The organism is Campylobacter sp. P255 (assembly GCF_003627915.1).
GTDB lineage: Bacteria > Campylobacterota > Campylobacteria > Campylobacterales > Campylobacteraceae > Campylobacter_D.
In genome coordinates this window covers 1-14,578 of sequence record NZ_NREN01000014.1, presented here as the reverse complement: position 1 = coordinate 14,578, position 14,578 = coordinate 1, and the positions used below count along the sequence as shown (strand labels likewise).

General features: G+C 33.7%; 11 protein-coding genes and 5 tRNA genes. 1 reads left to right on the top strand and 15 read right to left on the bottom strand.

Annotation, left to right across the window (positions count from 1 at the left end; all coding sequences use genetic code 11):
• Positions 1 to 10 precede the first annotated feature (10 nt).
• The 15 genes from rpoC to CKA54_RS06970 form a co-directional block, all read right to left on the bottom strand.
• The gene (gene rpoC / locus CKA54_RS07040) at positions 11 to 4,564 is read right to left on the bottom strand and encodes a DNA-directed RNA polymerase subunit beta' (RefSeq protein ID WP_120760856.1); all 4,554 of its coding nucleotides are present in this window, start codon (positions 4,562 to 4,564) and stop codon (positions 11 to 13) included.
• Complete coding sequence (gene rpoB, locus CKA54_RS07035; protein WP_120760855.1) at positions 4,557 to 8,690, bottom strand: DNA-directed RNA polymerase subunit beta; 4,134 nt, start codon at positions 8,688 to 8,690, stop codon at positions 4,557 to 4,559. The genes rpoC and rpoB overlap by 8 nt, the downstream gene beginning before the upstream one ends.
• Positions 8,691 to 8,786: 96 nt before the next feature.
• Positions 8,787 to 9,164, bottom strand: coding sequence for a 50S ribosomal protein L7/L12 (rplL, locus tag CKA54_RS07030; protein ID WP_120760854.1), 378 nt, complete (start codon positions 9,162 to 9,164; stop codon positions 8,787 to 8,789).
• Positions 9,165 to 9,184: 20 nt separating this feature from the next.
• Positions 9,185 to 9,664 (bottom strand): 50S ribosomal protein L10, encoded by a 480-nt coding sequence (gene rplJ / locus CKA54_RS07025; RefSeq protein WP_120760853.1) that lies wholly within the window; start codon positions 9,662 to 9,664, stop codon positions 9,185 to 9,187.
• A gap of 154 nt (positions 9,665 to 9,818) precedes the next feature.
• Positions 9,819 to 10,520, bottom strand: a complete 702-nt coding sequence (rplA, locus tag CKA54_RS07020) for a 50S ribosomal protein L1 (protein WP_039617747.1) — start codon at positions 10,518 to 10,520, stop codon at positions 9,819 to 9,821.
• A 64-nt stretch (positions 10,521 to 10,584) separates the two neighbouring features.
• Complete coding sequence (gene rplK, locus CKA54_RS07015; RefSeq protein ID WP_012661181.1) at positions 10,585 to 11,010, bottom strand: 50S ribosomal protein L11; 426 nt, start codon at positions 11,008 to 11,010, stop codon at positions 10,585 to 10,587.
• 27 nt (positions 11,011 to 11,037) lie between these two features.
• Entirely contained in the window at positions 11,038 to 11,571 is a 534-nt protein-coding gene (nusG, locus tag CKA54_RS07010) for a transcription termination/antitermination protein NusG (RefSeq protein WP_087684660.1), read from the bottom strand.
• A gap of 1 nt (position 11,572) precedes the next feature.
• A complete protein-coding gene (gene secE / locus CKA54_RS07005; protein WP_012661179.1) occupies positions 11,573 to 11,755 on the bottom strand; it encodes a preprotein translocase subunit SecE in 183 nt (60 codons plus the stop codon).
• Positions 11,756 to 11,771: 16 nt separating this feature from the next.
• Positions 11,772 to 11,847, bottom strand: a tRNA-Trp gene (locus CKA54_RS07000).
• Between the two features lie 21 nt (positions 11,848 to 11,868).
• Positions 11,869 to 12,027 (bottom strand): 50S ribosomal protein L33, encoded by a 159-nt coding sequence (gene rpmG, locus CKA54_RS06995; RefSeq protein WP_012661178.1) that lies wholly within the window; start codon positions 12,025 to 12,027, stop codon positions 11,869 to 11,871.
• 40 nt (positions 12,028 to 12,067) lie between these two features.
• Positions 12,068 to 13,267, bottom strand: coding sequence for an elongation factor Tu (tuf, locus tag CKA54_RS06990; RefSeq protein WP_120760852.1), 1,200 nt, complete (start codon positions 13,265 to 13,267; stop codon positions 12,068 to 12,070).
• Positions 13,268 to 13,332: 65 nt separating this feature from the next.
• Positions 13,333 to 13,407 (bottom strand) — tRNA-Thr (locus CKA54_RS06985).
• A gap of 108 nt (positions 13,408 to 13,515) precedes the next feature.
• Positions 13,516 to 13,592, bottom strand: a tRNA-Gly gene (locus CKA54_RS06980).
• 7 nt (positions 13,593 to 13,599) lie between these two features.
• A tRNA-Tyr gene (locus CKA54_RS06975) sits at positions 13,600 to 13,685 on the bottom strand.
• A 47-nt stretch (positions 13,686 to 13,732) separates the two neighbouring features.
• Positions 13,733 to 13,808 (bottom strand) — tRNA-Thr (locus CKA54_RS06970).
• 93 nt (positions 13,809 to 13,901) lie between these two features.
• Between CKA54_RS06970 and CKA54_RS06965 the strand changes: the two genes are divergently transcribed.
• Positions 13,902 to 14,578, top strand: a 677-nt coding sequence (locus tag CKA54_RS06965; RefSeq protein WP_143297925.1) for a YaaA family protein, incomplete at its 3' end; no start/stop codon positions are given.

Below are 14,578 nucleotides of genomic sequence, written 5' to 3'. Positions count from 1 at the left end.
AGAGGGATTTTTATTCTTTTTCTTTCAACTTAAGCTTTTGCTCTTGATACAAACCCGTACCAACAGGAATCATACGACCTAAGATTACATTTTCTTTTAGATCTTCAAGATAGTCAAATTTACCCGCAATACTTGCCTCAGTTAAAACTTTTGTTGTTTCTTGGAATGAAGCAGCTGAAATCACACTGTCGCTTCCAATAGCAGCTCTAGTAACCCCAAGTAATACAGGTTCAGCCACAGCAGGTTCACCGCCATATCTTAAAATTCTTTCGTTTTCTTCTCTAAATTTTCTTCTTGAAACTAAGTCACCTACGATGAAGTTTGTATGACCACTATCTACAATTTTAACTTGTCTTAGCATTTGAGAAACGATGATTTCAATATGTTTATCAGAAATCACAACGCCTTGACCACGGTAAACTTGTTGAATTTCAGAAATAAGATAATAATGCAATGCTTTCTCACCTAAAATTCTAAGTACATCATGACTTGAAATAACCCCATCAGTTAGTTTTTCACCTGCATGAATAAACTCACCATCTCTTACTTGGATGCGTTTTGATTTATCAATCAAATATTCAGCACTGCTTCCATCTTCTGCTTGGATGATAATTCTCTCTTTAGATCTTAAAGGTTTGTCAAATCTTACCACACCATCAATTTCAGCAACAACAGCGGTATTTTTTGGCTTTCTCGCTTCAAATAGTTCAGAAACTCTTGGAAGACCTCCTGTGATATCTTTTGACTTAGCTGCTGCTTTTGGAGTTTTAGCTAAAATATCTGCTTGTTTAACTTTATCGCCATCATTTACATAAATAACTGTTTTTGGCTCAAGCTGATAACGCACTACTTTGTCATTTTCACCTAAGATCAACAATGCAGGTCGCACTCCACTTGGTAAATATTCATTAATCACTAATGATCTCTTACCAGTTGCTTCATCTATCTGCTCATCAGCACTATAACCTGATTCAATATCTTCAAAGTTAATTGTACCTGCAACTTCCGCAATTACAGTATTATTATACGCATCCCATTCAGCAATGATAGTTTTATCTTCTTTGCTTGATTTTGCTATGATAGCTTTAGGATTATCCACAAAAGAACTATCATCAAATTCAATCACTGATTCTCTTGGAATATAGTGTCTTTTTGCTTCTCTATCATTTTCATCAGCAATCACAACAAAAACACCTTTTTCTTTTACCACATCGCCTTTTTTAAGATTTCTAATTCTATCTAAACCATCACCTTTGAGCATATAAAATTTCAAAGTACCTTTTGCACCCGCGATAATATCTTGTGTAATAGGATCGCCATCTTTTACTAATAACTCACTCGCATAAGGAATACGATTTGGTATATTCCAACCTTCTTTAATCACTTCCACAATGCTTTCATTCTCAGCTACTTCATCACCATCACTATATGGAATATATAATTTACCTTCGATATTACCACTTACACCTGCAAGCTCATTAGCTTTTGCTAAGTCGTATTTTCTAAGTATAAATTTAGCCTCATTATTTTTCGCTTTAACACTAACCACTACATCTTCATACGCATGTTCAATATGGATAGTACCTTTAAACGGAGCTTTAATTTTTGGCTCAACAAGCAAAATAGCAGCATTACGGTGATTAGCAACAATGGTTTTACCTTGTCTATCTTCATATGTGTTAAGATTATAAAATCTTACAAAACCTTCCTTGTGTGCCACTACTTGACGATCTTGTAAATCTGTACTCGCAGTACCACCACTATGGAATGTTCTTAGCGTAAGCTGAGTTCCTGGCTCACCAATTGATTGTGCCGAAATAATACCCACAGCCTCACCTGGTTTTACTAATTTACCTTCACCCAAGTTAATACCATAGCATTTAGAGCATACGCCTTTTTTAGCTTTACAAGTAATAGGAGTTCTAATACTTACACTCTTAATTCCGCTTTCAACAATTATTCTAGCTTTTTCCTCATCAATCAAAGTACCTTCTGAAAATAATATTTCATTAGTGATAGAATCAATAATATTTTCCGCTAAAACTCTTCCTAAAATTCTTTCTTCTAAGGTTTCAATTACAACCCCATCTGCAGTGATTTCGTTGATTTCAACCCCTTCATGCGCACCACAATCTTCCATTGTGACCTTCACATTTTGTGCCACGTCAATAAGTTTTCTTGTTAAATAACCCGCATTTGCTGTTTTAAGCGCTGTATCTGCAAGACCTTTTCTAGCACCGTGGGTTGAAATAAAATACTCAAGAACGTTAAGCCCTTCACGGAAGTTTGAAATAATCGGTGTTTCAATGATCGAGCCATCAGGCTTAGCCATAAGACCCCTCATCGCAGCAAGCTGTGAAATTTGAGCTGCAGAACCCCTAGCACCAGAGTCAGCCATCATGTAAATAGAATTAAAGCCTTCTTTATCTTTCTTGATTAAATCCATCATGTCTTTTGATAAGATATTATTGGTGCTTTTCCAAATATCAATGATTTTGTTATATCTTTCACCTGAAGTAATTAGACCTAAATTATATGAATTTTGGATTTCTCTCACTTGCTTTTTAGCTTCTTCAATATTTTTTTGCTTTTGTTCTGGCACGATAATATCAGCAATCGAAATTGAAATACCTGCTTTAGTTGCATATTCAAAACCAAGATCTTTTAATTTATCCAAGAAACTAGCACTTACTTCAAGTCCACCTTCTTTATAAACATAGTCAACCAAGGCTGCAATATCTTTTTTCTTCATAACTTTATTCCACATATTTTCTGGAACAAAATCAGGCAAAATAGATTTGATAATCAATCTACCTGCGGTTGTTGTAATTTTTCTTCCATCAACCACACTTCTTATACTTGCATGAATATCTAAAGATTTTGCTTCTAAAGCGATCATAACCTCTTCAATACCTGTGCAAATTTTATGCTCACCTTTAGCACCATCTTTTTCCAAAGAAAGGTAATAAATTCCCAAAACCATATCTTGAGATGGAACAGTTACAGAACGACCGCTTGCTGGAAGCAAGATATTCATAGATGAGAGCATTAATACTTTACATTCTGCGATTGCTTCTTGAGATAATGGCACATGCACAGCCATTTGGTCACCGTCAAAGTCAGCATTAAATGCCGCACACACCAATGGATGTAATTGGATCGCCTTACCTTCTACAAGTACAGGGTGAAATGCTTGAATAGAAAGCTTATGTAAAGTTGGCGCACGGTTAAGCATTACAGGATGACCCTTAACAACCTCTTCTAAGCATTCCCAAACTTCATTGGTTTTATTTTCTATCATTTTTTTAGCTTGCTTTACAGTAGTCGCATAGCCTTTTTCTTCAAGTTTAGCCAACAAATGTGGTTTAAATAACTCCAAAGCCATTTTCTTAGGTAAACCGCACTGATCCATTCTAAGTTTTGGGCCAACAACAATAACACTACGACCAGAAAAGTCAACCCTTTTACCAAGCAAGTTTTGTCTAAAACGACCTTGTTTACCTTTGATAATTTCACTAAGTGACTTCAATGGACGCTTATTTGCACCTTTAACCGCATTAGCTCTTCTACCATTATCAAACAATGCATCAACTGCCTCTTGAAGCATTCTTTTTTCATTTCTGATAATAATCTCAGGTGCATCAAGCTCCATAAGTCTTTTTAAACGAGTGTTTCTATTAATTACTCTTCTATATAAATCATTCACATCAGAAACTGCAAATTTACCACCATCTAAAGCAACCAAAGGTCTTAAATCAGGTGGCAATACAGGTAGGTTGGTAATCATCATCCATTCAGGACGATTTGGCACCACTTCATCAATATTAGTATTACTATTTAGATTGCTATTTAAGAAATTTTCTACGACTTTTAAACGCTTGATGATAGTTTTTTTCTTTGCCTCTGAATTAGTTGCTGCAATATCTTCTTTAAGTTTATTTAAAAGCTCAACAAGATCTAAATTTGCTAGCAAATCTCTAACAACCTCACCACCCATTCTAGCTTTAAAACCGCTAGTTTCATAACGTTGCATTAAATTTAAATATTGCTCTTCGTTTAATACATCACAAAATTCAACTTTTTTACTATTTTCATTATCATAGTAAGCATCGCCTGGATTTTCAACAATATATGCTTCATAATACAACACACGCTCAAGGTCTTTCATTTTCACACCAAGTAAAGTACCTATACGGCTTGGTAGTGAATTTACATACCAAATATGCGCAACAGGGGTAACTAGTTCAATATGCCCCATTCTAGAACGGCGAACTTTAGAGCTAGTAACTTCGACGCCGCATTTTTCACACTTAATGCCCTTAAAGCGCATTTTTTTGTATTTACCGCAAAGACACTCATAATCTCTTACTGGTCCAAAAATTTTAGCACAAAAAAGCCCATCTCTTTCAGGCTTTAAAGTTCTATAATTAATCGTTTCAGGCTTTTTTACTTCACCATAAGACCATGACTTGATCTTTTCAGGACTTGCAAGTCTTAACTGAAATGCTTCAAAGTCTCTAGGTCTGCCATCTTCTTTTATTTCGATAGGTTTAAATTTACTCATTATTCTCATCCTTATCAAAAATCTCAACATCTAAAGCAAGAGATTTTAATTCATTTGTAAGTACAAAGAATGTCTCTGGAATACCTGTTGCTGGAACATTCTCGCCTTTTGTTAAAGCTTTATAAGCACTAAATCTACCCTCAACATCATCAGATTTTATGGTTAGCATTTCTCTTAGAGTGTGAGCTGCTCCATAAGCTTCAAGAGCCCAAACTTCCATCTCACCAAATCTTTGTCCACCAAATAATGCTTTACCACCAACTGGCTGTTGTGTTACAAGGCTATAAGGTCCGGTACTTCTTGCGTGAACTTTTTCATCTACTAAGTGGTGTAGCTTAAGCATATACATACAACCAACATGAACACGCTCTGCCATTTTCTCACCGGTTCTTCCATCATAAAGCTCGCTTTTACCATCCATGGCTACCTTAGCCATTTCAAAAAGTTTACTAAATTCTTCAACCGTTACACCTTCAAATACAGGAGTTGCAAATTTCACTCCTTTAGCCCAATCTCTAGCATAAGAAATAAGTTGCTCTTCATTAAGACTTTCTACAAATTTCTTTTCTAATTCAAGTCTAGATACACTACAAATTTCAAGAATTTTCTCACGTAATTCTTTTACAAAATCTTTTTGTTTTCTGTCAAAAATTTCTTGGATTTGATCACCTAGCTTCATCCCAACAATACCTAAATGACTCTCTAGAATCTGACCGATATTCATACGGCTTGGAACCCCTAGTGGATTTAAAGCTATGTCAATTGGTCTTCCATCAGGTAGATAAGGCATATCAACTTCAGGAACGATATTAGACACGATACCTTTATTACCGTGACGTCCCGCCATTTTATCTCCAACTTTAAGCTTTCTTTTGGTAGCAATATATACTTTTACAAGTTTAACCACTCCACTTGGTAAAATATCATCTTTTTCTAAAATTTCTAATTTCTCATCATGTTCAGTTTTGAGTTTTTTCTTCTCATTTTGGAAATGATTTTTCAAATCATCATATTCTTTTTGTACTTCTTTAGAGTAAGCTTTCACTAAGGAATTTAAAGCAAAACGATTAATTTTTTCTAATTCACTTATTTCTACTTTAGCACCTTTTTTGTATTTAACCCCATTAATCTCTTCATCTGAAATTAAAGGCGATTTAGAAAGCAAAGAGCATACTCTTAAAGTTTCTTCTCTATCCATCATCAAAAGTCTATCATGATGTTCTTTTTCAAGATTTAATTTTTCATCATCATATGCTTTGATGGCACGAGCATCTTTTTCATAACCTTTTTTAGTAAAGATTTTTACATCAACTACAACTCCTTCTAGTGATGCAGTTGCATATAAAGATTTATTTACTACATGTCCTGCTTTTTCACCAAAAATCGCTCTTAATAATCTCTCTTCAGGGGTAGGTTTTACCTCACCTTTAGGTGAAACCTTACCTACTAAAATCATACCTGGCTTAATGTGAGTGCCTATTTTTGCAATACCACTTTCATCAAGATGTGCTAAATCTTCTTCTTTTACATTTGGAATATCTTTAGTGATTTCTTCAACACCATCTTTAAGCTCTCTAGCTTCCACTTCTTTTTCATAAATATGCACACTAGTAAAAGTATCTTCACGTAAGATTTTTTCACTAATAACAATCGCATCTTCGTAGTTATAACCATGCCATGGCATAAATGCAATTAGGGCATTTTTACCGATAGCAAGCTCACCTTGATCCATACTTGGACCATCGGCAATGATTTGTCCTGCTTGAACAAATTCTCCTTTTTTAACAATTGGATGTTGTATAAAAGTTGTATTTTGGTTGGTTCTTAAATTTTTTTCCATTTTATAGTGATCAATAAATGGACCATTTTCATCTTCACCTAAAATAAAGATATTTTTATTATCAACCTTTTCTACAATACCCGCTCTTTTAGCCTTGATCGCTTCCCATGCATCACGGGCAATAATTTTTTCCATACCCGTACCAACTATAGGAGCCTGTGCAGTTAATAAAGGTACTGCTTGACGTTGCATGTTTGAACCCATCAAAGCCCTATTTGCATCATCATGTTCCAAAAATGGAATAAGAGAAGCTGCAACCCCTACTATCATACCCGAACAAAGGTCAATCAAATGCACCTCTTCTCTTCTTGCTAGGATAGTTTCACCATCTTGTCTAGCTTCAACAAATTCTTCGATAATATTACCTTTATCATCGATTTTAGTTGAAGCTGCTGCGATTACTAGTCCTTCTTCTTGAGTTGCTGTTAAATAAACAATTTCATTGCTTACTTTTCCATTTTCTACTTTTTTATAAGGAGCCTCAACAAAACCTAGATCATTTACTTTAGCGTAAGTTGAAAGCGTATTAATCAAACCGATGTTTTGTCCTTCTGGTGTTTCAACAGGACAAATTCTTCCATAATGTGTTGCGTGTACATCACGCACTTCAAAACCAGCTCTTTCTTTTACTAAACCGCCTTCACCAAGAGCTGATAAACGACGCTTGTGCGTAACCTCACTTAGTGGGTTTGTTTGATCCATAAATTGAGACAGCTGACCACCAGTGAAAAATTCCATAATCGTTACAGTAATGGTTTTAGGGTTAATTAAATCATATGGCATAACCTTATCAATATCTGCATTTAAAGCTGTGAATTTATCCCTAATTGATTTTTGCATTTTTGCAAGACCAACATGAAGTTCATTAGCTAAAAGTTCACCGATAGATCTGATACGACGATTACCCAAGTGATCTCTATCATCAATATGACCTCTACCGTTTTTAACTTTAATCAAATATTTTGCAGTTTTGACTATATCCTCATTAGTTAAAACCGTAACATATTCAGGTGTTTCAAGACCTAATTTATGATTCATCTTCATACGACCAACTTTAGTTAAATCATATCTTTCAGGATTAAAGAATAAATCATTTACAAAAGCTTTTGCAGCATCTTTAACCACAGGCTCACCTGGTCTCATTACCTTGTAAATTCTAATTGCCGCCAAATCGTTTTCATCTTCAATATTTTCTGTTTGCTTTAATAATTTTAAAGTCTCATTATCTTGAATAAAAGAATTAATAATAGCAGCATCAACACCATTAGCTAAATCATTTGCAATATCAAACTGCTTTTCTTCTTTGATTTTAGCTAATTTTCCTTCATCAAGCAATGTTAAAGAGTCAAATAACACTTCACCTGTTTCTTTATTTATAATTGGATTAGCTAAATATCTATTAGTTAAAATTTCAACTGGATATTCAACCCATTTCACACCATCTTTTACAAGCTGTTCTGCTTTTTTCTTTGTCATTCTTTTACCAGCTTGGTGGATGACATTTCCTTTTTCATCTTTCAAATCATATTCAACTCTATCTAAAAAGTCATTTGGATTAAATTCAGTTAAAAATTTATCTTTTTTTACATGGATAGTTTGTATAGGGTAAAATAATTTGATAATATCTTGTTTTTTATAACCAAGTGCTCTAAATAAAATTGTAATAGGCACTTTTCTTCTTTTATTAATACGCACATAAAGCACGTCTTTAGCATCATACTCAAAGTAAAGCCAAGAGCCACGATCTGGAATAATTTGAGCTGTATATACTAATTTATTTGCAACAGTAGAGCTTTCCTCTTCTTTAAAAATAACTCCTGGGCTTCTATGCAGTTGGTTTACCACAACTCTTTCAACCCCATTAATAATAAAGGAAATTCTATCTGTCATTAAAGGAATTTCTCTAATGTATATTTCTTGTTCTTTGATATCTTTTATACCGATTTTTTCGCCTGTTTTTTCATCTTTTTCGTGTAAAGTTAAACGAATTTTCATCTTTAAATTTACAGAGTAAGTCAAACCTCTTTCCATACACTCTCTAATAGTATACTTAGGTTTACCTACCTCACTACTAACATATTCTAAGCTTAATCTATTTTGCGGATCGTGAATTGGAAAAATCGATTTAAATACTTTTTCAATTCCGCTTTCTGAATTTTTTGCATCTATATTAAGAAAATAATCAAAACTTTTCTTTTGTAGTTGTAATAAATTTGGAATGTCTATTTGTTGTGGAACATTCGAGAAGTCTATTCTTAAACGATTTCCTGATTGTGAATTTAACATATTATTATACCCCGTGGTAAAAGTATTGAAAGAAAGAATCCTAATTAAAGGAAAACAAGAAAGGATACAAGATCCTTTCTTTTAAAACAAAAAAAATTATTTAAGTTCAACCTTAGCGCCAGCTTCTTCAAGTTGTTTTTTAGCTTCTTCTGCTTCAGCTTTGCTAACACCTTCTTTAAGAACCGAAGGAGTTTGCTCAACTGCATCTTTTGCTTCTTTTAGTCCAAGACCAGTTAAAGCACGTACAACTTTAATTACGTTAATTTTTTTATCGCCACCATCTTGTAAAACGATATCAAATTCAGTTTTTTCCTCAGCAGCACCACCAGCAGCACCTGCAACAGCAGCACCTGCAACCATAACTGGAGCAGCAGAAACACCAAATTTTTCTTCGAATTCTTTTACTAATTCTGAAAGTTCAAGAACACTTAGGTTAGAAATAAATTCTAATACATCTTCTTTAGAAATTGCCATATTTTATCCTTTTTATATTTTTATTCAGCTTCTTTTTTTTCTTTTAATGCATTTAATCCAATTGTGAAATTGGTAATTGGTGCATTCCAAACTTGCAAAAGCATAGCAAGTAATTCATTGCGAGAAGGCATTTTAGCTAAAGCTTTAACTTTATCCACTGAAGCAACTTCGCCTTCAATAAATGCGGTTTTAATTTCAAATGCTTGATTAGCTTCGCTGAATTTATCAGCAACTTTTGAAACATTTAGTTGGTCTTCACCCCAAAGATAAATATTAGTATCTTTAAGTTCCATTCCATCTTTGCCGGCATTTTTAAGAGCGATACTTGCTAAAGTATTTTTGATAATTTGAACTTTAACATCCATTTCTCTTGCATTGTTTCTTAATTCTTCAAGTTTTTTAGTACCTAGACCTTTGTAGTTACAAACCACAACAGCTTCACTAGCTTTAAAACTTTCTTCTAATTTAGAAACAAGTTCAACTTTTTGGCTTTTAGTCATCTTTACTCCTTTCCGACCGGTGATTTCAAGCAGAGTAGAAAAATCTAATTAAGTCTACGACCTCGGCTATCTCCAATCTAAGATAAAAATTAGATAAAATAAAAGGTATTATCTTATCTAATTTTTATTAATGAGAGTAAAACTCTCATTAATTTTATTTTGTATCAAGTAATTCTTGGGTATCAAGAGAAAGAGAAGGACTCATAGTTAAAGAAAGACTAGCATTTTTAATATATCTTCCTTTAGCTGCCGCTGGCTTGTGTTTATTTATAGCTTTTACAAATGCAGTCATGTTTTCTTTTAATTGTTCTTGAGTGAAACTAACTTTACCTAAACCTGCATGAATGTTTCCTTGTTTGTCAACACGGAAATTAACTTGACCATTTTTAGCATTATTAACAGCTTGTGCAACATCCATTGTAACAGTTCCAGTTTTAGGATTTGGCATTAATCCTTTAGGTCCTAAAATACGACCTACTTTACCAACCAAACCCATTAAATTTGGTGTAGCAATTAAAACATCAAAATTCATATTTCCTTTTTGAATTTCTTCTACCAAATCATCACTACCAACTATATCAGCACCTGCATTTTTAGCCTCATCTGCTTTTGCATCTTTTGCAATAACAGCAACACGTACTTTTTTACCAGTACCACAAGGTAAAACAACACTACCCCTTACCATTTGATCTGCATGTCTTGGATCAACATTTAATTTTAAGGCAATTTCTACTGTTTCATCAAATTTAGCAGAAGCAAGTGTTTTAACTGTACTTATTGCTTCATCCATTAGATAGTTTTTATTTGAATCTATTTTTTTTAGTAATTCTGTAAATCTTTTAGTGTTTTTAGACATAAATTTTTCTCCGCATTTTATATAAAGTGCTACCGCCTTTTTTAACTCTTGGCGGTAAAGAGTATTAATCTACGATTTCAACGCCCATAGAACGAGCCGAACCCATAATAATCTTAGCAGCTTGTTCTCTGTCTTTAGTGTTCATATCTGCAATTTTTTTATCAACAATTTCTAATACTTGTGCCTTAGTTAGTTTTCCAACTTTATTTTTTAAAGGATTATCAGCACCTTTAGAAATACCCGCAGCTTTTTTGATCAAATCAGTTGCTGGTGGTTGTTTTGTGATAAATGTAAAGCTTTTATCAGCATATACAGTGATAACAACTGGAATATTAAAACCAGCCATATCTTTTGTTCTTTCATTGAACGCCTTACAAAATTCCATGATATTAACACCTTGCTGACCCAAAGCAGGACCAACTGGAGGCGATGGATTAGCCTTAGTAGCAGCTATTTGTAATTTAATTTCACCTACGACTTTTTTAGCCATAACCTTTCTCCTTTACTTGCTATATTATCAAACTATTTTTTCAACTTGAGAGTATAAGATCTCTACTGGAGTTGATCTGCCAAATATCGAAACATTCAACTTCAAAACACCTCTTACCATATCGTATTCTTCTACAATACCAACAAAGTTTGCAAAAGGTCCTTCGGTAATTCTTACACTTTCTTCTTTATCAAATGAAATTTTAGGTTTAGGTGCTGCTTTATTTTTCACCTTTTCTAAAATAAGATTGATATCTTTTTCACTTAATGGGGTTGGTTTTTTACTTTCACCAATAAAACGTCCCACTTTTGGTAAAGACTGAATTTTATGCCAAAGCTCAGTTGATAAGTCTATATTAGCAAAAACATAACCTGAATATAAACTTCTTTCGCTTATTTTCTCTTTACCATTTTTAAATTCAATCACATCTTCAGTTGGAACAATTACCTCTAATAATTGTTCTTGAATACCATGATCTCTAACTAAATTTTCTATGGCTCTTTTTACCGCCATTTCGCTACCTGCATAAGTTTGAATTGCATACCATTTATGATTCATCATTCTACCCTATAATCTTAGATAATGAAAATGACATAATTAAATCAACTAATGCCAAAAATAATGAAACAACAGTAACAACTACAAAAACTGTAATATAAGCATTTCTAACTTGCTCTTTTAAAGGCCAAATTACTTTTCCTAGTTCAGCTTTTGATAATTTAAAATAAGTTATTAGTTTTTCCATTTTTAACCTTATTTTGTGGCAGGGCAAGAGGGATTCGAACCCCCAACCATCGGATTTGGAATCCGGCGCTCTACCGTTGGAGCTATTGCCCTAAGGGCTTTTATATAAAAGCCTTAACTTTTTAATTTAACTTCTTTATGAATTGTATGTTTTTTTAATCTTGGGCAATATTTTTTTAATTCTAATTTTTCAGTTGTATTTTTACTATTTTTAAAAGTACTGTAGTTAATATCACCACACTCTTCACATTTTAAGCCAACTTTAATTCTCATTTTTATTCCTTAAAAAAGCGAGAAAAAATCTCGCTTATAATTATTTAATAATTTTAGAAACAACACCTGAACCAACAGTACGTCCACCTTCACGGATAGCAAAGCGTGTACCTTCTTCAAGTGCAACTGGAGCAATTAGACTTACAGAAATTCTAACATTCTCACCTGGCATAACCATTTCTACACCTTCTGCAAGTTGAATAGAACCAGTAACATCTGTAGTTCTTACATAGAACTGTGGTCTATAGTTATTAAAGAATGGAGTATGACGTCCACCTTCGTCTTTATTTAAGATATAAACTTCTGCTTCAAAATCTGTATGAGGAGTGATTGATTTTGGTTTAGCAAGTACCATACCACGAAGAACATCTTCTTTTTTAGTACCACGTAGAAGAACACCTACGTTATCACCTGCTTCACCTTGATCCATTTCTTTTCTAAACATTTCAACACCAGTTACTGTAGTGCTTTGAGTCTCTCTAATACCAACGATTTCGATAGTATCACCAACCTTAACAACACCTTTTTCAATTCTACCAGTAACAACGGTACCACGACCTGAAATAGAGAATACGTCTTCGATTGGCATTAAGAAATCTTTATCTGTATCACGAGCTGGAGTTGGGATATACTCATCAACTGCTGCCATAAGATCTAAGATTTTTTTAGACCATTCGCCATCTTGTCCAGCTTTTGCTTCTTCAAGAGCTTGTAATGCAGAACCTGAAATAATTGGAGTATCATCTCCTGGGAAGTCATAAGAACTTAATAATTCTCTAATTTCCATTTCAACCAATTCTAACAACTCAGCATCATCAACCATATCTGCTTTGTTCATGAAAACAACGATATAAGGTACACCTACTTGGCGAGAAAGTAAGATGTGCTCTCTAGTTTGTGGCATTGGACCATCTGCAGCAGAAACAACTAGAATAGCACCATCCATTTGAGCAGCACCAGTAATCATGTTTTTAACATAGTCAGCGTGACCTGGACAGTCAACGTGTGCATAGTGACGATTTTCTGTTTCATACTCAATGTGAGAAGTTGCAATAGTAATACCACGCTCTTTTTCTTCAGGAGCATTATCGATATTATCATAATCTTTAAGCTCAGCCAAACCTCTTCTTGAAAGAACCGCAGAGATAGCAGCTGTTAAAGTAGTTTTACCGTGGTCAACGTGACCAATAGTACCAATGTTTACGTGAGGCTTATTACGTGAAAATTTTTCTTTAGCCATCTTTTTCCTCCATATAAAATTTACAAACAAATACCAATTTATGTTTTATAATCTTTTGAAATCAATGGAGCTCATAGCGGGACTTGAACCCGCGACCTCTCCCTTACCAAGGGAGTGCTCTACCTCTGAGCCATACGAGCGCTCAGAAAAATTAAAAACATAAATTATATATAAATTTTGGATTTTTGAAACTGCTAGAAATTTTGAATACAAAAACAGCTCCCAGTTTCACTCTACCAAAATCAGGTTGGAGCGGGAAACGGGACTCGAACCCGCGACCCTCAGCTTGGAAGGCTGATGCTCTAGCCAACTGAGCTACTCCCGCAAAGCAATGGTGGTGAGTCGTGGATTCGAACCACGGAAGGCGAAAGCCAGCAGATTTACAGTCTGCCCTCGTTGGCCACTTGAGTAACTCACCATGAATTAAAATGCTTTTTATTTCTGGTCAAACACTGCTATTAACAATGGAGCTGGTTAAGGGACTTGAACCCCCGACCTGCTGCTTACAAGGCAGCTGCTCTACCAACTGAGCTAAACCAGCAAAAATAAAATTGAATTATAGTGTATTTTTAAAACAATGTCAAGTATTTTACATAATTTTGTATAATTTTTATAAAAAACAAAAGGATATATTATGAAAATTCTATTTTCACCTAGTGAAGGAAAAAGCAAACTAGACACTCATGGTAGCATCAATGAACACTCGTTTGTTTTTTCCAACTTATACTCAAAAAGACTTGAAGTTATTCAGTATTATCAAGATTATATCACACATAGTTCACAAGATGATTTGAAAAAGTTTTTTGGAATTAAAGATGATAGTGAAATAAAAGAGCTTTGCAGTAATATGTTAGATAAAAATACCACGAAGGCTATTGAAAGATATTCTGGTGTTGCTTTTGATCATTTAGATTATAAAAGCTTAAATTCAAATGCACAAGATTACATTGATGAAAATGTTTTAATTTTTTCTAATCTTTTTGGTCCTATTTTAGCCAAAGATCTTATACCTTATTATAAGCTAAAGCAAGGAGAGAAAATTAAAAATTTTAATATAGAAAAATTCTACAAGGATAATTTTTCCAATGCACTTGATATTTTTTTAGAAGATGAATTAGTCGTTGATCTTAGAGCTAAATTTTATGAAAAATTTTATATTGTCAATAAACCTTTTTTAAGTTTTACTTTTTTAAAAAATTCCAAAGCATTAAGTCATTTTGTAAAGGCTTATAGAGGTAAGATTTTAAGATTACTTGCAAGGGAAAATATACAAGATAAAGTAAGTTTATTGGAAAAATTGCCAAGTGAATT

What these genes read in the sequence shown, in the direction of transcription:
- rplK (WP_012661181.1), bottom strand. Translation starts at nt 11,010, where the DNA reads ATGGCTAAAAAAGTCGTAGGTGAAATTAAATTACAAATAGCTGCTACT.
- nusG (WP_087684660.1), bottom strand. Translation starts at nt 11,571, where the DNA reads ATGATGAATCATAAATGGTATGCAATTCAAACTTATGCAGGTAGCGAA.
- rpoC (WP_120760856.1), bottom strand. Translation starts at nt 4,564, where the DNA reads ATGAGTAAATTTAAACCTATCGAAATAAAAGAAGATGGCAGACCTAGA.
- rplA (WP_039617747.1), bottom strand. Translation starts at nt 10,520, where the DNA reads ATGTCTAAAAACACTAAAAGATTTACAGAATTACTAAAAAAAATAGAT.
- secE (WP_012661179.1), bottom strand. Translation starts at nt 11,755, where the DNA reads ATGGAAAAACTAATAACTTATTTTAAATTATCAAAAGCTGAACTAGGA.
- rplJ (WP_120760853.1), bottom strand. Translation starts at nt 9,664, where the DNA reads ATGACTAAAAGCCAAAAAGTTGAACTTGTTTCTAAATTAGAAGAAAGT.
- tuf (WP_120760852.1), bottom strand. Translation starts at nt 13,267, where the DNA reads ATGGCTAAAGAAAAATTTTCACGTAATAAGCCTCACGTAAACATTGGT.
- rpoB (WP_120760855.1), bottom strand. Translation starts at nt 8,690, where the DNA reads ATGTTAAATTCACAATCAGGAAATCGTTTAAGAATAGACTTCTCGAAT.
- rpmG (WP_012661178.1), bottom strand. Translation starts at nt 12,027, where the DNA reads ATGAGAATTAAAGTTGGCTTAAAATGTGAAGAGTGTGGTGATATTAAC.
- rplL (WP_120760854.1), bottom strand. Translation starts at nt 9,164, where the DNA reads ATGGCAATTTCTAAAGAAGATGTATTAGAATTTATTTCTAACCTAAGT.